The following is an 18904-nucleotide window of genomic DNA, read 5'->3' on the forward strand; positions in this document are numbered from 1 at the left end:
TTACTCAGGCCCTCAAAACCAAATCCAAACTTTCAATCCACCCTACTCTCCTCACTGCTCATCCCCATCCTCTTCATACTCCATATCCGCCTCATCCGCATCATTCAACGGCACCGTCGCATCATCCATCAGCGAGCCCGGATCTTCATTACCCGGATCATTGATAAACGGCAATCCACTCGGACCCTTCTCTTCTTTGCCTTCGGTTTCAGGAGTCATGGCGCACCTCTTGAGCGTGTGGGATGTATGACGTTCGAAAAGCCCTGCCGCCAATCGTTCCTCTGCCTGACGGCCAGACACAAAAAACCCGGCACCAGACCGGGTTTCCGTTGATCAATCAGCGATGTTTATTTTTGTGTTTGTTCTTGTGCTTGTGGCCGCCGGAATGAGATCCGCCGTCGTCGTCGCCAAGATTGTTACCTACTGCGCCGCCTGCTGCGCCGCCAAGGCCTGCGCCAATGGCGGAGCCGGTGGAGCCGCCGAGGCTGTTGCCGACGACCGAGCCGCCTGCCGCGCCAAGGCCGCCGCCAATCGCGGCTTCGGTGCGGTTGCGTTTGTTCGCGCCGACGGCACTGCCCGCCGCGCCGCCAACACCTGCGCCGACCGCTGCGCCCGTGCTGCCGCCAAGTTGTCCGCCAACCACATTACCCAGCGCACCGCCGAGACCACCGCCTACGGCAGCGGTGCCATCTCCGGCCGCCATCGCGCCCTGCGCCACGACCAAGCCAAAAAACAGTGCAGATAATGACAATCGCATATGAACCTCGCAGTTCCCGAAACGGGACAATCCGCCCAAGCGGGGCGTATGCAGATTGGAGATGATTTCGCACGAAACGTTCAGCCATGAAAAAGCCCGACATCGAGTCGGGCTTTTTCTGACAGGCAATCAGTCTCAGTGGCGCTTGTGACCTTTGCCCAGGTTGCTGCCGACGGCACCGCCGGCCGCGCCGCCCAGACCTGCACCGATGGTGGCGCCGTTGCGGCCACCCAGGCTGTTGCCGATCACCGAACCACCGGCTGCACCGACACCGCCACCGATCGCCGCTTTGGTGCGGCTGCCCTTGCGTGCGGCGACTGCGCTGCCCGCTGCGCCCGCGACGCCAGCACCAATGGCGGCACCGGTGCTGCCGCCCATTTTCTGACCGACCACGTTACCCAGCGCGCCGCCCAGGCCACCGCCCAGCGCCGCGGTGCCGTCACCGGCAGCCATCGCGCCTTGAGCAAACAGAAGGCCAAGAACCAGAGCAGGCAGTGTTAAACGCATGACGAAAACCTCAAATAAACGGGATGACGAGAAGGAGCGGGATTTAATGCGCTCGGCGCAGGAAAGTCCAGACGCCGGCGACAGCGTCGATTGGACCGCGATCAGGGAAAAGGTTTTATGCCGGGCAAAAAAAAGCCCGCTGGGGAGACGGGCTGGAGACTTGCTTTCTAACGGATGGCTTCACACTACGTTGGCCAACGTGAAAAGTTTGTGAAAAAAAACCGACATTAATGTCAACGCCCGCCCCCTCATTCCTGCGCACATAAAAAACCCCGTTCAGTGACGGGGTACGGGATGAAATCACTTTCTGGTCCTTGCCGTGACCTTGGGCAGGAATTTCGCTTTCGGCCCTTTCGGGGCTGTAGATTTGATTTTTCCGATGCTGACCGGATCCTCGCCAAACCCCGACTGATACTCCGACTGACCGCAGCGCACACAGTTGTTGAATGAAAACTCAGCGCCATCATCTTCTATAAATGGACCTGACATAGCCTCTCCCCTACGCAACCGGGCCGACACCGGCAAAACAGTTTTGCCTGAAAAATATCGTCCCTCAGCGATTTTGAGACTAGTCGGTCATTACTGGACTTGCCGTCCAGCGACGTTGATCACCGACGAATGGATCAAACGCTGCAATCAGCGCTCACTCGCAGATCGGCTTTGGCTTGACGGCAATGATCAACGCAGCTTCACAGCCGTTCCGGTCACAAACACCACAACCATGCCACCCTTGCCTGCCGGCATGCTGATCTCAAAATCCACGCCGACCACCGCGTCAGCCTGCAATGCCCGCGCCCGATCCTTCAGTTCGTCGGTGGCCTGAATGCGTGCTTCTTTAAGAGCCCGCTCCAACGTCTGCGACCGCCCGCCAAAGAAGTCGCGCATGCCGGCGAACATATCGCGGATCACGTTGACGCCCTGCACAGACTCGGCGCTGACGATGTCCAGATAGGCAGTGATCTGCCTCCCCTCTACGGAATGAGTGGTGGAAATGATCATGAAAGTCGTCCCTTTACTGCAAAAGTGAAGGCGGCGATTGTAGCGCGGCACCAGACCTGGCACCCGTTGCTTCAATTACATTTAACGACCCACAATTGATCCAGCTTCGTCGTAAAACTCGCACTCATCATCTCCCGCCGCATGCCCCAGGCAGGATCCGCCGGCACGCTCCCCGCTCGCAATGTTCCATGCCCCCAGCGTTGATTGATCTGGTCCAGCACGCCCATCACCCTCTCCGCCGCTTGAGGTTGGGACTGTGCAAACAGGTCCTCGGTAAATTCTCCGGGCTGTCGCAGATCCATCAACAGCACCTCAGCCTTGCTGTACTTGAATCCCGGCCGGAACAATCGATCAACCGCCTCGCTCGCCACCTTGCTCAGCAATCGCACATCATTGGTCGGATAAGGCAGCTCGATCAGCGCGCCGTTGGCGTACTTGGCCTCCTCGGGATTAAACATGCCGGTGCGGATACTCACGCGGATCTTTTTGCACAGCGAATTCTGCGCGCGCAGCTTTTCCGCCGCTCGATGCACATAAGTCGCCACGGCTTCCTTGATCGGTTCGATGGTAGTCAAACGGTTGCCAAACATGCGGCTGCTGCAGATTTCCTGCTTCGGCGGTTCCGTCTCGGACAGTTCCAGACAGGATGTGCCACCCAGTTCGCGCGCGGTCTTCTCGATCACCACGCTGAACTTGCGCCGCAGCGTCCACGGATCGGCCTTCGCCAGGTCCATCGCGCTTCTGATCTGCATGCTTTCCAGATGAGCTTTCATCCGCCGCCCGACGCCCCAAACATCACCGACATCGGTATTGCGCAGCACCCAGTCGCGCTTGGACGGATCGCAGATGTCGACCACGCCGCCGGTATGCGCTTGCAGGCGTTTGGCGGTGTGGTTGGCGAGCTTGGCCAGCGTTTTCGTGGGGGCGATGCCGACGCCGACCGGGATGCCGGTGCGTTTATAAACGGCGGAGCGGATGGTGCGGCCAAACGCGGTCAGGTCCCCAGGGATGCCGCTGAGATCGGCGAACGCCTCATCAATGCTGTACACCTCGACGGCCGGCACCATGGATTCGATGATCGTCATCACCCGCTCGCTCATGTCGCCGTACAAGGCGTAATTACTGCTGAACACCTGAATGCCATGGCGGCGCAAATCATCGCGAATCTGGAAATACGGCGCGCCCATTTTCACAAAGGGCTTGGCGTCATAACTGCGCGCGATCACGCAGCCATCGTTATTGCTCAGCACGACAATCGGCGTCTTCGCCAGATCGGGCCGGAACACTCGCTCACAGCTGGCATAGAAGCTGTTGCAATCGATCAGCGCGAAAACCTGCTCACGATTTGCCATGGTCGCGCACGCTGTAAGTGACCACGCCCCAGATCACCAACTCATCCCCTTCCATCACGTAGCGAGGCGGGTATTTGCTGTTGGCCGAAAGAAGGATGACGGTGTTATCGCGCATGTGCAGGCGCTTGCAGATGGGTTCGGAGTTGAGACCGGCGATGACGATATCGCCGTGCTCGGCATTTAGGCTGCGATCAACAATCACCAGATCACCGCAAAATATCCCGGCGTCCTGCATGCTTTCGCCTTCGATCTTCGCCAGATAAACGTGCGGTGCACGAATGTCGAAAACCTCGTCCAGCGAAATGTGCTTTTCAATGTGATCAGCCGCAGGCGAAGGAAATCCGGCGGGAATCCGAAACGAATACAGCGCAAGCTGTTCGCCCGCGCCTGACAAAGGGCCGAGGATGGTGACGCTCATGATACGAACCTGATAGTGAATTTACTGTATGCGCATACAGTAAACTCGGGACGGTTCGGGGGGTCAATGAGGCGTGTAGGAGATTTCGACGGGTGACAGGGTTTTGCATAGCTTTGGAGAGAGAATGATCACCAAAGCACACTTCATGGATGCCGAGCACCAACGGGCCCACATCACCCTTTTCCATACGCCAAAAACCACAAACCCCCGACTTTCTCTAGGAAAATCAGGGGTTTGTGTTTACTGAATGTGGCGGTGAAGGAGAGATTCGAAACTACCCGTTTTCGATTTTTTGAACCTACCCCCCCGGTTTATAAGGGCTGCAGCCCGGTCGCCTGTTCAAAATCTGTCCCAGATCTGTCCCATCGCTGTCCCAGAGGAAAAACGCGTCAGGACTGAAAAAACGGTTCGCAGTGGGCGTTTTGCGTTTTATGTTGAGCCATGGGAAAAAGGTAATATTGGTAATGTGGACAATAGTAGCCGCTGGAAGCCTTCAAAACCGGGGCTTTGGTATGTTTCAGCAAAGGTAATAATCAGGTAAGTATTAGGTTAGAAAATTACCTTTAAGCTTGGTAATCCTCCGTCAGCGCCAAACCCCGTAAAATCGGGCCCTTTAGAAAATATTACCTTTAGCCTTACCTGAAATTACCTCCTGAGGTAATGAGGGAAAGCCAAGCGTCATAAGGGCTGTAGCCCATTTCCATCCCTTGCTTACCAAAATTACCTTTTTCCCAGCCTCAAATTGAAATCAGCAATCAAATGCCCTGCTATGCTTCCGCTCAAGCATTGTTGGGATGCGATTGAGCCGATCACTAAGGAGTATCGATGGCGGTCGTAGAGGAGCATGGCTATTTTTGGTGGAGCACAGAAATAATACCGGATGGGCAATTTGCACCAAAAAACGCAGTTCCCGGCTATTTAGAAATTGCGGAAAACGGGATTGTAAAGTTAGAGCTGCATGGTTTCTTAAGTGAGCCAAGTCATCCGCTAGCTGCATTGTTCATTCCTGAGTCACACGAGGGAAAATCGATCCAGGGCATTCTCAAGGCAAGTAACAGGACTGTATTGTTATTAGATATCGAAAGTGATGGCGGACGTGCCTCAGCCGGCGGTATTTCTCACCAAAACTTCATAGCATGGAGAGCACTCGTAGGTAACGATCGTATTGAGTGCGTTCATGACGTTCGAATGAGCGGCCTTTCGATTGAGCTTGACGGATTCGAAGATTGGTTACTTCTAGGTGCGATTAGTGGAAAGCACACTAGGCGAAGCATCACCGTAAAAGCGAAGCTATCCAACACACACCAGTACAGATTACGAGACTCAAAATTAACGATCAGGACCAACCTTAGACGCCCATTTGGAACTTTTAAACACAAAAGAAAAATCACAATTGAGGAGTACGCACAGTTAGAGTATTCATTTAAAGCCGACCTTAATCTAGAAAAAGCTCAAGAAAAATTCCTCTTGGTTTCCGACCTCCTTACTCTACTTTCTGGCAGCAGCAGATCCCTAAACTGGCCCCGACTGCACATCGGACGAGGTAAATCTTTAAAGAGATATGAATACTTCTATGGATGTTCGAGAAATCTTTCAGAGCCTGCTAAATTTTTTGATTGCTGGGTAACCTTTCCACAGATATCAGATTCGTTTGGCAACATATTACAATCTTGGGATGACGCGCAAAAAAAACTAGGTTCAGGACTGCAGTTATTTGTAGGAACTCTAAAAAGTAACTCCCTACATCTCGAACACAAATTTGCGAACTTCATCTGGGGACTCGAGGTACTTCACCGCTTAAAACATCCAACCGCAGTGCAATCAGAAAAATTCAAGGAGAAGATTGATAGAATTATAAATGATGTGAAGTTGCAGAAAGATCGAGATTGGTTGAGCGAAAGATTGCGCAACGCCCACGAACCTTCACTTCAGCAACGGCTAAAATACACCGTAGACTCGCTTGGGCTAGGTTTTGAGGAAAAGTCTCTCCAAGACTTTTGTAAAGTATGTGCAGATCTTCGCAATGATTTGTCTCATTTTGGTGGACAACGGACCTTTCCTAACTACGACGAAATGATTCAAGTCTTACATGAGAAGCTCGGAGCTCTGGAACTCATATACCACGCCATTACACTTACGGAAATAGGTATTGATAATAAAATCATACAAAATTTTATCTTCAGTGGACGACACTCATACAAATTCATGCAGACAATGAAAAGGGCGGGCTTAACAAGAAATTGATTCGAAAACCGATCACATAAACAGCCGACGAACTCCACAGCACTCAAGGATCTACAAAATGTCAAAAAAACAATTAATCAAGGCCGAGCTGATAGATCTTTACAACTCAGGAGCTGGAGTCCTCAATGACTTCCAAGACCAGAAATATGATCACTTTCAATACAACTATCAATCATGGTACACGAAAGCCATCAGAGCCGTTCAAAACTTGGCACCTGACCGGCTAATCGAGTTTCGAAGCTATTATGAGATCGATCCCAAAAGGAAGGCACTAGGCTACGGAACATACGTTATTCAAGATTACTTTAAAGGCGTGGCACCAAATAAATTCAACCACCCTGAATTCAATACCAAAGCCCAAGTCGTACAATCGTTCTTTAACCAACTTACTATTTTTAAATCCGTCATGGATCGGGCTGACTCCCTATTAGGAAACATTGAAGAAGAGCTGTATGCTGAGATTCAAGATAGCGAAATAGCCGTAGCTAAACAGCTCATTAAAGTTAGCGTAAGAGCGGCGGGTGCGTTGATGGGCGTAGTTATTGAAGGACATCTGCAGAAAGTAGCTGAAAGTCATTCTTTAAAAGTTGCAAAGAAAAATCCGACAATATCCGACCTTAACGACCCTCTTAAAAACGCGAACATCATTGACACCCCTACTTGGAGAAAAATTACTTATCTCGCAGACCTGCGCAATCTTGCTCCCATAAAAAAGATGAGGAACCTACAAAGGACCAAGTACAGGAACTAATTGACGGGACAGACTGGCTTATTAAGAATATATTTTAGCTCCAAGATGATGGTATGTTAATTTCATTCTAAGGCAACTCACGAGCAAATAAGTTATAAAACATTGTTAACCTGCGCTGAGCTGCCTGGTGCAGATCAGGTTGATCGACAGTTTTCGCTCGAACAAGCGGGTCGAGCTGATGTCAAATGAAAACGCCGAAACAGCCCGTAGCCCTTCTATCACGGGGCGTTCGGGCGTATCACCCCGCTGCTGTAAACACGCAATAAGTGGCTCCTTTCAAAGCGTATGAAAAACACAAATCTCGATAAAAATTGGCTTTTCAAGGGAGTTCCCTAGGTGAATCGCCGCTCCTGGTGATAAGCAGTTCAACTGGCCGATCTAAGTACAGTGCAAAAGAATTGCAAGTCATTACAAAACTTTGCATTGATTGAAACCACCGGCTGACTTACTGCGCCCCGGCTGGGGTTGGCGCTCTACGAATTTACCCCTGTCCTCAAATTGCAAAAAAAAATAATGCAAAGCCCGCCGGCGGGAGGGGGATAAGTGCTTTTTCACCGATTTTTTATAGAGATCGATTCGTTGCAAACGATTGAACACTCGCAGGGCTGATGTCTCGTGGACTCCAGCCTTTTCGCGTGCAGAGCTTAGAGATTCGCTAGCATCGCCGTAGTCGCATAATCGCGTCTGTAATCGCTTGTGCATTTGCGTCCAAGGTTTCCATGGCGACGAATGCGTTACCTGCAACATCCGCTACGCCGCTCTCTGAAAGCCACTTAGTGATCTCCTCGATGGCCGCGCCTAGCGCGTGCTGATTGTGTAGAAGCAACGTGAGAGCATCTGCCGTGGCGATCTTGCATTCCGAGTTATCCAGCATGGTGGCCATCCTTAAAAAGTGGTCTCGTAAGATTAGTCCATCCTCCGGATAGCTCGCTGGACGTTGCTAGATTAGTCAGCCTTAACCGACTCTGCTCGATGCGACGCTGGCAGGCATGGTAGTAACCGGCTTCGTGTTGAGCGGTATTGATTACATCGACGGCTGCGCTTATGCGCAGTCGAGGTGGTGTCGACTCGGCTGAAAAGCAATTAGCGTGTGCACACAAAAAACCAAAATACAGACCATTCTTATTTTAAACGGAACAGCCATCTCCCACCCTCAATCAAATACATGCAACGCATGCGTCAGACATAAAAAATCTCACAATAAGTCGCCACATCAACGTGTATACAACGCGCCTCTGCTTTTTTGAGATATTTAACAGGATTATGAATAGGTTTTTTTTAAATGCGATCAACACTACTACGCACAGTATCACTTTTAGCTGCTGCTACGATCCCCCTTTGTGCAAATGCTACCTGCACTTACCTTGCGGGGCACGGCCCAGTAACCATGAGCACCAAACTCCCTCCCAGCATTACTGTTCCAGCGAATACGCCCAACGGTACGATAATATACATAGGGGGCGATGGTTTTGCGAAAGAGCTAAAAAATCGATTTGGTTGTACTACTAGCTTTTCCGCTGGAAGTATGGACGCACGAGGACAGAATGCGACCTCTGGAACTTACCCCATAGGAGATACAGGCTTGGCGTGGGAATGGACTACTAACCAGGAGAGAGTTGGACAATACCCTGCTATCACAAAGGATGCCGCCCCCGATTATACTTTCAACTATTTGATCCTAGGTTTTAATATCGTTAAAATCGGAGACATCAAAGCTGGTGCAAGAATCCCCGGCGGAATATTGGGTTATTACAGAGATGGCGAACTTTACCCGATAACCCTAAGCGTCACGGAAATGAATGTTGTCGCAGCCTCCTGCGAAACACCGGATATCACTGTCCGAATGGGCACCTTCACGCTCAGCGACATTGGGAAGGCACAGGGAAGCCACTCTGAGCCTGTTGCTTTTGGCATAAAATTGAATAATTGCCCAGCAGGCCTTAATAAAATAAATTATCGCTTCACGAGAGTGGGCGAGACTGCCGATTATCGAAATGGTGTCATCAGATTGAATTCCAGTTCCACAGCCAAGGGTATTGGCATCCAGATAAAACACTCCAATGGCCAGCCAGCCATAATCGACGGCACAACCAAACAAATTTATGACGGTTATGATTCAAAAGGAGGAAACTTTGAAATCCCTATGACGGCCGCATATTTTCACATCGATAACGAAGACTTGAAGCCTGGCACAGCCAATGCCGAGCTTAACTTTACAATTGAATATCTATAACCGGAAAACTTTACAGCTAACAAAAAAAACAATGCAGCTTGATTGGTTTCAACCGTTGAGTTACGCCTAATAGCGCTGACTCAAAAATTATGCATTTAACTGTGCATCCACAAATAAAACACACTACATCGATACCGCAGGCTTCGGCTGCAACGTTATTTTTTCGAGTTTTACTAGGCCAGTAGAAGCTTGCGATGCATACAGGGTAAAATTGCCCGCATTGTTCGGCGTTTGCGTGACACCATGATTATGCATGGCTATTTGCACATTCATATGCTCAATTAATTTAAGCACATCGCAAACAACCTGAAATAAGTTAATCGATTCCGACCCAATCCAGTTCTTCGGTGCCATCAGGTGCTGTTGTTTAGCTACGATGCTTCGGCGCAGCCCTTCAATTCGCTCCTGCATATCGCCTCCCACAGTGGCGTTGTACTTCTTTCCGACAACCAGATTCAGATCACGACCGGTCGCTAGGTGCAGATCATCCACTGCCGCCAAGCTCGCGGATCCGCCCGACATCAGCTTGAGCGCTCCCAGCGCCTCGATCTTTTTCACACCACCCACAGTTTCGGTCGAGTGGTCGTCGATCGTCTGCGTGTAGCTCTGGAACTGCTCGCGGTTGTCCAGAGCTTCGACTTCGCGCTCGATCGCCTGATCTCGGATCTTGCCATCGGTCTGGCGTAGCCAGTTGCCATCGGCGTCGACGCGCTGCTGGGCGGCTTCGCTGTGCTGCCATACCTGGTCGCCCTTGGGCACCTTCGGCATGCTCAGCCCGTGCGGCAAGATCGATTGAATGTAGGGTTTGTTCGGTAGCCCGTAGGCAAAGCACACCACCACCCGCGTGCCCTCCTCCGGGAATGCATAGATGCCCATTTCCTCGCCACCGGTGGGCAGCGGCAATGGAACGCCAGTGAGCGGCGGCATGGCTGGGTCTGGTTCGTCGTCGGCGCCGAGCACTTCGATATCCACGGCATAGCGCGGGCGGAAGTCGTCGCACAGTCCGGCGTCCGCCGGCGCATCGGCCACGGCGATAACTCGGGCAAATCGCGGCAAGTGATAGCCACCGGTGAGTTCGGGGAATTGGCGCTCTACAGCGCGGCGGATTGCGTCGTCCATCGGATGGCCATCTGGTCGTTGGTGAGTGCAACAGTGGTAATGCGCTCGCCGTTGTTGATCGTTGCACCTGGTCGCAATCCGGGAAGGGCCGCGACCATCGCGCTTTGGTTGCCCTGGTAGCCGTCGAACAGCTCCGTGGGAATTTGCAGCGGCGCACGTGCGCCGAAAAAACTGTCGGCCCAACTGCCGGCGAACACTTCACCGTTGCCTAACTGGTGCCAGGTGAAGTCGGGAATGCTGAACACTCGGGCTAAACTGTCCATCGCCTGGTAACCGGCAGCAAGGCTGTAGAAATACGGCGCCTTCACGCTGGCATAAGGCCGATCCGGTATACGAAAGCGCAGCCCGGTCTGTTCGCTGACCTGGGTCAACACTGCGCGCAGATCCACATGACGTAGGTTCAACGGCAACGGGTTGGCAAGTATGGCGGCCAGCTCACGGCAGAACAGCACCTGTTCGACCGCGTTGGCGGCCGTGCAGCGCTCGACGTAGCCAATGAAGTGCCGTTGCAGCGTGCCCTCGTTGTAGCCGATATCCAGCGTCACCAGCCCTTTCAGCGGCACAGGGGATTGAACTGTGAAGTTCGCCCGGCCGGGGCTGATAGCGTCCAGCCTGACGTCCTCCTTGATGAGAGCGATCGGGGCGCCGTTGATGGAAAGTATCTTGTGCAGTTTCACGTCTGCTCACTCCCAAGCCACTTATCCACACGTCCCAGCACTTTTTCGAAGCCGCTCAGCGCGGGGTTGTCGTTGGTTGCGTCCCCGGCGGTGCCTTCGCCGACCGTACTGCCCGGGGCGCCCTGAGCGTCTACCTTGTTGCCGGCGCGCCGGCCTTCGACTTTCTCCGGGTTCGATTCACGTTCGCTCAGCGTGAACTGCACAAGCCAGGCTTTCAGCGTGTCCGCCTCCCGAGCGCTGACACCGTCGGAGAACTCCACCTGGCGCACACCGAAGGCCTCGGCCGTGTCGTTCACAATCCGATACAGATGGAGCTGGCCACCGCCGGCGGTAGATTCCGCCATGCGCAGCAGATCGGTAAGCTGGGTTTTATCCGCGAAGGGGATCATCAGCGAAACGGCCAGCGTCTTGGGCTTGAAACCTTTGTGAGCCTTGTCGGTGTTGCTCGTTTGGCCGGACATGTCGCCGCTTTCGATACGCAGATTGGCCGTGACCTTGAGATTCTTGCCCTGGACTTTTTGCCCGTCGAGTAGCAGCGTCATAGGCCGACCAGCTCCTGTACGAAGCTCAGCCCTTCTTTGCTACCCACCAACAGCAGGCCGGCGCATTGAATCCATTCGTGGCCAGGCGCATCGCCGGCCAGCAGTTCGCGGCGCAATTCGCCAGCGGTGCCTGGGCCGATCATTCGCGCGCGCATGCTGACGTCTGGGTTGCCACCGATCAGCAAGTCTTTCAGGTCAGCCAGTTGCTTGTCCCGTCCCTGTTGCTGAGCGCTCTTGCGTGCCGCCAGCGTTGCCAGATCGGCCAACGGCGAGCTGTCGGCCGCGTAGCCTTCCAGCATCGCCAACTGCCCCGCCATGGACTGCTTGGCAGCTTTCACCACCGTGCAACGTTCAAGCGGCAAACCCTGCCAGCGCGGAAGCGTGCCGGCGCCGGGGATCTCCCACTTTTCGATTTCCAGTTTCACCAGGTGTTGCGCACGGCGCTCGGTTCGCACCAGGTCAGGGATCGGCAGCAAAGCATTGAACCGCGCCAAGCTGCTGGCCAGCTGCTCAAGGCGTGTCGCCAAAAACAGGATCGATAGTGCGTACTGCGGCCCACTCGGGCGCCCGCTGTCGCTGGCGTCCTCAAGTTTTTTGGCGAGATGTTCCAGCGCATTCGGCGCTGACAGAAATCGCTGATACCCCGCGCCCTGCCCCACACCGTTTTGAAACGGCGTTACCACCAGGCACGCAGGCACTTGGTCCATTTGCTCGGCCAGCGCCTTGCGTCCGGCCGCGATCGCGCTTTTGGCCATATCACCTACTGGCCCCGGGTTGGTGTTGGCCAGCCCGCTCAGACTCGCCAGGCGCTCGGCGGTGCTGGCCAGTTCGCCGCCGGCTAGATCCTTGGCTGCTGACAGCCCGCCCAGCCACTGAGTGGCCTGCTCTGGCCAGCGCATGGTCACCGGTGCCCAGGTCATGCCGGCGCAGTCCAGCGGATGGCTTTCATCGCTTTCAGGTTTTTGTCTTTTTGCGCCTTTTCCACAGCCAGGCGTAACGCCTCGGCATGCTGCTGCGCGGCTCGTCGGAACCGAACCAGATCAAGGCTGACTTGCTGCAACTGGGCGATGGTGTGCGGCCGGAAGGCCAGCACCTGATCGATGTCATAGCACGGATAGACGTCGTCGAGCCCCAGCAGCACCTGGCCGTTGAGATTCACCTGGTCATCGATGGCGCTGCTGTAGCGGTACGGCTCGCCCAATGCGCTGGAAGTAAAACCGCCGGCGATGTAGGCGGCGCAGCCGGTGGCGATCGCCTGCAGTTTTTCATCACGCAGCGCAGCCAGAACCGCTTCGATATCGTCGACCCACCCGCCATTTTTCCAAACCTGATTTGGCCCGGGCTTTTTCATGGTGTAGCCCGCCGGCACCGATTCAAAGCCTTCCAACGTTCGCGGCTCGCCGGTGACGATGCTGTACACCACGACGCCGCCGAGGTAATCCACCAACTGCCAGGCCTTGCCGTTCCACCATGCAGCTTTTTGCTCCGGTACTGCAGGCGGCTTCACTTCGACGCAACCACCAGGAACCAGATATACGCCCGGTTCCAGCGGCGATTCATCGGCCGTTACGGCTCCAATGAAAATGCCCAGGTGGTCGGTTTGGTACACGAATTTTTCAGTCATGCTCGACCTCAATACTTAATGCAGAAAAGGAGAGACAGGTTTCGAGGGCGCGTCTCGGCGCCGCCGGCTGCGGCCACAGAGATGGCATGGCTGTGAGCACCGGCCCAGTCGATGCCCACGTTATGGCCGTGGGCGCCGGCAGCGCCTATACCAACGTTGTGGGCGTGAGCACCCGCCCAATCGGTCGGAGCCGTGGTGCCGTTCTGCAGATTTGCTGTCGTGAAGTTAGGACTGCCACCGCCGACGTTATTGTTTTGCGCTCGTGGGGCGGTGTGCTGGTGGTTTCCCTGCACATCAGTCCAGGCAGCGTGACTGTGCTCGCCTTGCGCATCCGTCCAAGCGGCGTGTAGATGGTTGCCGACTTCACCGGCTGAAGCGCCGTGGTTGTGGGATTGAATCAGCATGTCCTGATAAGCGCCGAACGCTCGCCCCGGATCAAGGCCGCGACCGTCGTCCCAGCCTCGTGGAAACAAACCGCGCATGTCGGGCAGATTGAAAGTCGTTGATCCATCGCCGGCACCGTAGTGCGCGCCGAGCAATGCAAACAGTCGCGCATAGGTTGTGCGTGAGACGGCCGCACCATTGCACTTCAGCCATCCTTCAGGCGCCCAAGAGATGGCAAAGCCTGCCACCATGCCAGTCATGGAGTCCCCGACTTGTTTCTGCAGTTTGTTCAGCGCGGCCGTAGACGCCACGATCTGGCTGCTGTTGGTAGCCGGATCGTCGCTGATGGCGTTCGGAAGATTGCCCAGTCCGACGTCTGCTTTGGTCGTGGCCCGGGCGCGCAGTGACGGATAGTCGCCGGTACGAGAAGCGAGGTATTTGATCAACGCACCGCCGACGGGCTCGGGATCGCGCAAGTCCACGATGTTGGTTGGCGATATGAAATCGGCGATTGGTACACAGTAATGGCGCACACCAGCGGCGTCGGTATAGTCGGCCTGTTCACCAAACACCACTTTCCACGCAGCCACCCGATCGTTCAACTGGCGCTCGAGGCACACGTCTAAACAGATTTTGCCTACTGGGATTACTTCCTGGACGGCCTCTGCCTTCGCGATCGCCACGCGGATGCCCTCGACATAGGCCGTGCCACCGTTGATCTGGTAACCGGTCTCCGCTTTTTCGAACATCAGTGAATCACTGAAAAAGAACGCTCGTCCGTAGAGATTGCGATTGCTCAGGCGCTCGCGCTCGTCGATGCCGGCAAGGCGCACCGTGAAATCATGCTGCCAAGTGCTGGCATCGATCTTCACACCGGTGAGCTGCATCGCACCGTCAAAGGCCACCAGAAAATTGCGGGTGACGTTGTTGCCGATCTGCTCTGGCGGAATATTCCTGCGCTTTTGCTGCAGCGGCACCGACGACGCAGCGAACAAGATTCCGTCGGCGTCCTCGAGGCCGACCCAGTTGAAATCCCAGTCGCCGATGTCCGACCCCAACTGGGCGCTGTACACCACCTGGTTCGGGTTCACATAGCCGGCATTCTTTTCCGGAATCGTATAGACGTGGACGATCTGTTCAGCGGGTGGCTTGCCGGCTGCGCGATCAAGTGGCTTGGTCGGGTCAAGCCCCGGCACGTTGGCAAAGATGAACTGGGTAACAATCAGCGGCTGCTGCAGGCTTTGTTTCAGGGCGATTTGGCTTTCGCCGGCCAAGGTAATACTGGCGCTCACGGTGCGCTCCTACAGGCTGGCGACCAGCGTTTGCTGGTCGTCGTTGAAGTCAATCAGGGCGATTTGCAGCCCTACGGGGGTGATGGTTACGAAGTCATAGCGCCGGCACGTTCGGCCGTATTGCTGGATCAACACACGCAGCAGCTCGGGGTTCAGAGACAGCTGAGCGTTGCTGAATTTGAGCAGCACGACGTCCCAATCCCGATCGGGCTGACGCTCCTCGATCTCGACGTAACCCACACCGAGGCGCTGGAATATGCGTTTCAAGCCGGCGGTGCTGCCGGCGTCGACCGAGTTGATAAACGCGTATTTCACGCGCTGCCGAAACAGGGATTCAGGTTCACCTTTGAACCGCGTCACGTCTCGCTGCCAGGCCCACAACTCAAGAATGTTCAGGTGGCAGGTGTCGGGGTCGATCTGCGAATAAGGCCAGCGCAGCCACCCGGTCACGGTTTCCCACCATGCCTGGGCAGCGGCCACCAACTTCGACAGCTCTGTGCCACCGAGCCAGAACGGCAGTTTGAGTTTGTTCATTGCACGTCCACCTTCAGCGACGCCAGGCGCGGAATATTCAATCCGCTAGTGATGTCGACGCCGGGGGTGAACCGCAGTGATGCGATATCGGCGAACTGCTGGTGCAGTTCTTCCGCGAGTCGACTGAAGCTGAAACGCGACTGTGGATAAGTCAGCGTGGGTTGATAGTCGCGGGGCGTGCTTTCTCGAAACGCTGCACGGATGAACAGCTCGACCTCAGCTTTGAGCGTGTCGACCTGCTCGGCGCTCAGGTTGGACTGCGGCCAAAGCGTCATTTCCACGTCTACAGGGACTTCGGGCATGACCATGGCGAGCAGATCATCGCCGTGGCCGTGATTACCTTGATCGCGGATATGCGAATTGATCTGCTCCAGGTAAGTCGCCGCCGGCACGCCCGCATCGAACAGCACAAAGGCATTGGCACTGCCCGGCCCACGCGGGGCGCCGTGCTCGAAATAGACGCCATCCGGACGCACGCCCGGGAATGCTGAAATCATGGCGCGATACACCGCGTCGGTGTGCCATTGGTTTACCGCCGAGAACTGGTTGCGCACACGCAAGCGCAGCTGGTCGTTCGGCTCCGGATCCGCACCTGGTGACTCCAGCCAACCGTCCTTGTTCACGACCTGGATGATGCCCGGTACCGGCACCGGCAAGATCGCGTAGTAACCCGGGGCAAGGTTGAAACCACTGCCGGAATCGACCGCCTCCACCGGTACGTCCAGTTGCAGCTGACCCGCAACGAATATCGCCGGCGCCGTGGTAATCAACTGGTAGACGTTGCCGTTGATCGCGGCAGACTGCACCACAATGCCTTTTTCCAGCTCCAGGACACCGTCCGGCAAAGCCCGGGTAAACAGCAATTTTCCCCGAGCCTTGGTAGCGCCTTTGCGCTCGACGTTGACCGCCCACGCGAGCGTGTCCAGCCAAGCGTCCACCGCTGTTTTAACGAAGAAATTGGGCAGCACCGTCAGGCACATAAAATCCAACAGCCACAGCACCGGCTTGGTCACCAGTGCGGTCATCACTCGCCAGAACGGCGAATAGCTGCTGGTGTTGGCCACTTTGGCGCCCTGGGCTTCGACCTCCTTCTCCCACGCGGCTTTCAGAGCGGCCTCGGTGGTCGGGATGCCGGCGTCGGCGATCACTTTTTTAAAGTCGACCTGGCTCACAGACTTACCTCAATCGAACCAAATTTCAGAGTTTTCGCAGTGACCAGGTAGACGCCTGGTTCCTGCTGGGTGATGCGCGCCGTACCCGGCACCAGGCGCTGGTCATCCTCCACCAACAGCTCCAGCTGCTGGATGCAGTCGCGCTGACGGAGCCGATCGCGTTCTGCGACCAACGTCACCAGCAGCCCGCTGTCGCGGATCATGTGAGCGATGTCCTGGGCGATACAGGCTCGGTCATCGATCAGCAGCGGCTGGCGGGACGGATCCAGTGCCAGGTCGTTATTGACGATCAACAGGTCTACGTACTCGCTCATCCGCCCACCGCCATAGCGACCATGTTTTCCACTTCCAGCGGATTCATCGGTTTGCTGGTGTGAATGTTCACGTTCTCCACATGCGTGCCCTTGTTTTGGCTGCTGTTTGTGTTCTGGATGCTGGTCAACAGGCCACCGGGCGGCACCGCTGCAGGGCGCGCCGGTGAAAGGCTGGGAATGGCCGCGTTGATGGTCTGCTGGGCTTTCTGCGCGGCGTTGGCGGTGTCGGCTGCATTGGTGGAAGCGTCAACACCAGGCACCTCTGGCATGCCGCCGAAACGCGCTTCGATGTTCACGCCCGGGATGCTATTGAGCAGCTCGATCACGCCGTTAACGGCCTTGGTGAAAATGCCGACGATGCTGTCCCATGCCGCCTTGGCCATGCCTGACCAACCGCCCATAGAGTTGAACCAGTCGGCCAGTTTCTGGAGCTTGTCGGCGACGAACTGGAACGCGGCCGTATTCATCAGAGCGGTCGTCCATTCGTCCCAGTAGTGGACGGCCGCAACAATGACCGCCACCAGGGCGAGAACACCAACCACGATCCATACCATCGGGTTGGCCAGCAGCGCCGCGTTGACCAGCCAGATCGCGCCCTGCCACAACAGCATGGCGCCGCGTACCAGGGCGAGGCCCGCGCTGAGCGTGTAGATCACGGCCATGTAAGCCAGTATCGCGAGTTTCTGCAGCACGAAGCCGGCAACGGTGCGCAGGTTCAGCAACTGGACGACTTTCCACACCGACATCAGCCCCAGCCAGGTCATCCGCGAAATCCCAACGACCAACGTCAGCAACGACATGGCGCCAACGATGCCCATGATCGTCAGTGCGGTGATGCCGATCACGCGGGTGATGTTGGGAAATAGCTGCGACCAGCGCACCAGGGTTTTGCCGATAGCCACCATCTTGTTCATGAACGGCGTCAGCACCTGTATCAACACCTGGCCAAACACCACACGCATGACCTCGACCAGGGAGGCCCACTGCTGCCAAGGGTCCACCATGGCCCGGGCCATCTGCTCGGCGTTCTCCAACCCGCGCACCTTGCCCAACTGTTCGATGCCGTTGCGCAACCGATCGGTGTCTTTGGCCAGCGCGCCGATCACCTGGGCGCCCTCACCGCCGAAAGCCTCCATCAACTTGGCGCCGGCCGATGCGCTGGTCAGATCACCGAACTTGCCCTGCAGCTTGTCCAGGATCACCATCATCGGCAGCACCTTGCCCTGCTGGTCGGTGAACTTCATCCCGAGTTTGTCCGACGCCGCGCCGATGTTTTCGAAAAACGCCTTGTAGCGTCCGCCGGCATCGCCGCCTTCCATGGTGCTGCTGAGCGTGCCGATCACTGCCATCTGCTCAGCCAGGTCGACGCCGGATGTGGTGGCGATCGCGCCGGCTTCCTTGAAAGCGTCTTTCATCGCAGCGCCGCTGGTGCGAAACAGCTGCACGGCCAGAGCCGTCTGCCCGCCGAGTTTTTCCACCCACGCGCCCTTCCCCATGGCATCCGCTTGGGACTTCTGCAGGTTGTAGAGCGTGCCGACGTATTCACCCATGGTTTCAGTGTCGGTTTTGGTTGCCTTGGCCAGCAGGTTGCTGGTGTTGGTGAAGATCGCAAGCTGGTTGCCGGCAAGGCCTTTGATGGCGCCTTCAATCAGATACGCCGAGGCCACAAAATCCTTGGCGTTCTCGCCGTAGCTCACCGCGAACTGCAGCGACTTCGCATTCAGCGCAGACAACGCATCCTCGGCGACGCCGAGCGATCGGACGTCGCTGAGGGCGCGATTGACCTCCAGCGCTGGTTCCATCGACTCACGGATCCCGACCACGGCCGCCGTCACGCCGCCGATGCCCATGCCGATCGTCTTGATGTGTTTTTCGCTCTGATCGGCAAGCTCGGAAAAGCCCATTTTCACCTTGCCCAGAGGCGCGGTGACCTTGTCCTGCAAGCTGAGAATGAAAGCCAGGCTGGCGCTACGGTCTGCCAAAGT

The 18904-nt window shown here is 55.8% G+C and carries 21 protein-coding genes; 3 read left to right on the top strand and 18 right to left on the bottom strand.

Translation table 11 applies throughout. The features are described from left to right. Positions 1–51: 51 nt before the first annotated feature. The 7 genes from ND528_RS02910 to ND528_RS02940 all read right to left on the bottom strand — a co-directional run bounded on the left by ND528_RS02910 (position 52) and on the right by ND528_RS02940 (position 4033). Positions 52–219 carry a hypothetical protein gene (locus tag ND528_RS02910; protein WP_016773805.1) on the bottom strand — a complete coding sequence of 56 codons (168 nt, stop codon included), beginning with the start codon at positions 217–219 and terminating at the stop codon, positions 52–54. A gap of 118 nt (positions 220–337) precedes the next feature. Further along, a complete protein-coding gene (locus ND528_RS02915; protein WP_024012287.1) occupies positions 338–757 on the bottom strand; it encodes a YMGG-like glycine zipper-containing protein in 420 nt (139 codons plus the stop codon). A gap of 135 nt (positions 758–892) precedes the next feature. After that, positions 893–1264 carry a hypothetical protein gene (locus ND528_RS02920; RefSeq protein ID WP_039763869.1) on the bottom strand — a complete coding sequence of 124 codons (372 nt, stop codon included), beginning with the start codon at positions 1262–1264 and terminating at the stop codon, positions 893–895. Positions 1265–1564: 300 nt separating this feature from the next. Next, positions 1565–1753 carry a hypothetical protein gene (locus ND528_RS02925; RefSeq protein WP_024012286.1) on the bottom strand — a complete coding sequence of 63 codons (189 nt, stop codon included), beginning with the start codon at positions 1751–1753 and terminating at the stop codon, positions 1565–1567. 189 nt (positions 1754–1942) lie between these two features. Beyond that, a complete protein-coding gene (locus ND528_RS02930; protein WP_016773801.1) occupies positions 1943–2263 on the bottom strand; it encodes a YbjQ family protein in 321 nt (106 codons plus the stop codon). A gap of 71 nt (positions 2264–2334) precedes the next feature. After that, positions 2335–3615, bottom strand: coding sequence for a Y-family DNA polymerase (locus ND528_RS02935; RefSeq protein WP_263469636.1), 1281 nt, complete (start codon positions 3613–3615; stop codon positions 2335–2337). Continuing rightward, positions 3602–4033, bottom strand: coding sequence for a LexA family protein (locus ND528_RS02940; RefSeq protein ID WP_217851041.1), 432 nt, complete (start codon positions 4031–4033; stop codon positions 3602–3604). The genes ND528_RS02935 and ND528_RS02940 overlap by 14 nt, the downstream gene beginning before the upstream one ends. A gap of 825 nt (positions 4034–4858) precedes the next feature. Here ND528_RS02940 and ND528_RS02945 point away from each other — a divergent pair. Continuing rightward, the gene (locus ND528_RS02945) at positions 4859–6277 is read left to right on the top strand and encodes an ApeA N-terminal domain 1-containing protein (RefSeq protein ID WP_263469637.1); all 1419 of its coding nucleotides are present in this window, start codon (positions 4859–4861) and stop codon (positions 6275–6277) included. Positions 6278–6335: 58 nt separating this feature from the next. Then, positions 6336–7028, top strand: a complete 693-nt coding sequence (locus ND528_RS02950; protein ID WP_263469638.1) for a hypothetical protein — start codon at positions 6336–6338, stop codon at positions 7026–7028. Positions 7029–7683: 655 nt separating this feature from the next. On the opposite strand, the gene ND528_RS02955 is transcribed toward ND528_RS02950, so the two are convergent. Continuing rightward, positions 7684–7902: a hypothetical protein gene (locus ND528_RS02955; RefSeq protein ID WP_263469639.1), complete on the bottom strand. Its 219-nt coding sequence runs from the start codon at positions 7900–7902 to the stop codon at positions 7684–7686. Between the two features lie 513 nt (positions 7903–8415). Here ND528_RS02955 and ND528_RS02960 point away from each other — a divergent pair. Next, positions 8416–9261: a fimbrial protein gene (locus ND528_RS02960; RefSeq protein ID WP_157830863.1), complete on the top strand. Its 846-nt coding sequence runs from the start codon at positions 8416–8418 to the stop codon at positions 9259–9261. Positions 9262–9384: 123 nt separating this feature from the next. Here ND528_RS02960 and ND528_RS02965 read toward each other — a convergent pair whose 3' ends face one another. Genes ND528_RS02965 through ND528_RS03010 form a run of 10 tightly spaced genes read right to left on the bottom strand, consistent with a single transcriptional unit; the run spans position 9385 to position 18901 of the window. Then, positions 9385–10380 (bottom strand): DUF2345 domain-containing protein, encoded by a 996-nt coding sequence (locus ND528_RS02965; protein ID WP_263469640.1) that lies wholly within the window; start codon positions 10378–10380, stop codon positions 9385–9387. After that, a complete protein-coding gene (locus tag ND528_RS02970) occupies positions 10353–11057 on the bottom strand; it encodes a hypothetical protein (RefSeq protein WP_263469641.1) in 705 nt (234 codons plus the stop codon). The genes ND528_RS02965 and ND528_RS02970 overlap by 28 nt, the downstream gene beginning before the upstream one ends. Further along, positions 11054–11599, bottom strand: a complete 546-nt coding sequence (locus ND528_RS02975) for a baseplate complex protein (RefSeq protein ID WP_252887158.1) — start codon at positions 11597–11599, stop codon at positions 11054–11056. Before ND528_RS02975 ends, ND528_RS02970 begins: the two co-directional genes overlap by 4 nt. After that, positions 11596–12519: a hypothetical protein gene (locus ND528_RS02980; RefSeq protein WP_252887157.1), complete on the bottom strand. Its 924-nt coding sequence runs from the start codon at positions 12517–12519 to the stop codon at positions 11596–11598. Before ND528_RS02980 ends, ND528_RS02975 begins: the two co-directional genes overlap by 4 nt. After that, complete coding sequence (locus ND528_RS02985; RefSeq protein WP_263469642.1) at positions 12516–13223, bottom strand: DUF4376 domain-containing protein; 708 nt, start codon at positions 13221–13223, stop codon at positions 12516–12518. The genes ND528_RS02980 and ND528_RS02985 overlap by 4 nt, the downstream gene beginning before the upstream one ends. A gap of 8 nt (positions 13224–13231) precedes the next feature. Next, a complete protein-coding gene (locus ND528_RS02990) occupies positions 13232–14899 on the bottom strand; it encodes a phage tail-collar fiber domain-containing protein (RefSeq protein ID WP_252885630.1) in 1668 nt (555 codons plus the stop codon). A gap of 9 nt (positions 14900–14908) precedes the next feature. Continuing rightward, a complete protein-coding gene (locus tag ND528_RS02995; RefSeq protein ID WP_252885629.1) occupies positions 14909–15433 on the bottom strand; it encodes a phage tail protein in 525 nt (174 codons plus the stop codon). After that, positions 15430–16605 (bottom strand): baseplate J/gp47 family protein, encoded by a 1176-nt coding sequence (locus ND528_RS03000; protein WP_252885628.1) that lies wholly within the window; start codon positions 16603–16605, stop codon positions 15430–15432. Before ND528_RS03000 ends, ND528_RS02995 begins: the two co-directional genes overlap by 4 nt. Continuing rightward, positions 16602–16919: a DUF2590 family protein gene (locus ND528_RS03005; RefSeq protein WP_110645169.1), complete on the bottom strand. Its 318-nt coding sequence runs from the start codon at positions 16917–16919 to the stop codon at positions 16602–16604. The genes ND528_RS03000 and ND528_RS03005 overlap by 4 nt, the downstream gene beginning before the upstream one ends. Beyond that, positions 16916–18901, bottom strand: coding sequence for a phage tail tape measure protein (locus tag ND528_RS03010; RefSeq protein ID WP_263469643.1), 1986 nt, complete (start codon positions 18899–18901; stop codon positions 16916–16918). Before ND528_RS03010 ends, ND528_RS03005 begins: the two co-directional genes overlap by 4 nt. Positions 18902–18904 lie beyond the last annotated feature (3 nt).

Origin of the sequence: Pseudomonas mercuritolerans, from assembly GCF_025706525.1 — a bacterium.
Taxonomy (GTDB): domain Bacteria; phylum Pseudomonadota; class Gammaproteobacteria; order Pseudomonadales; family Pseudomonadaceae; genus Aquipseudomonas; species Aquipseudomonas mercuritolerans.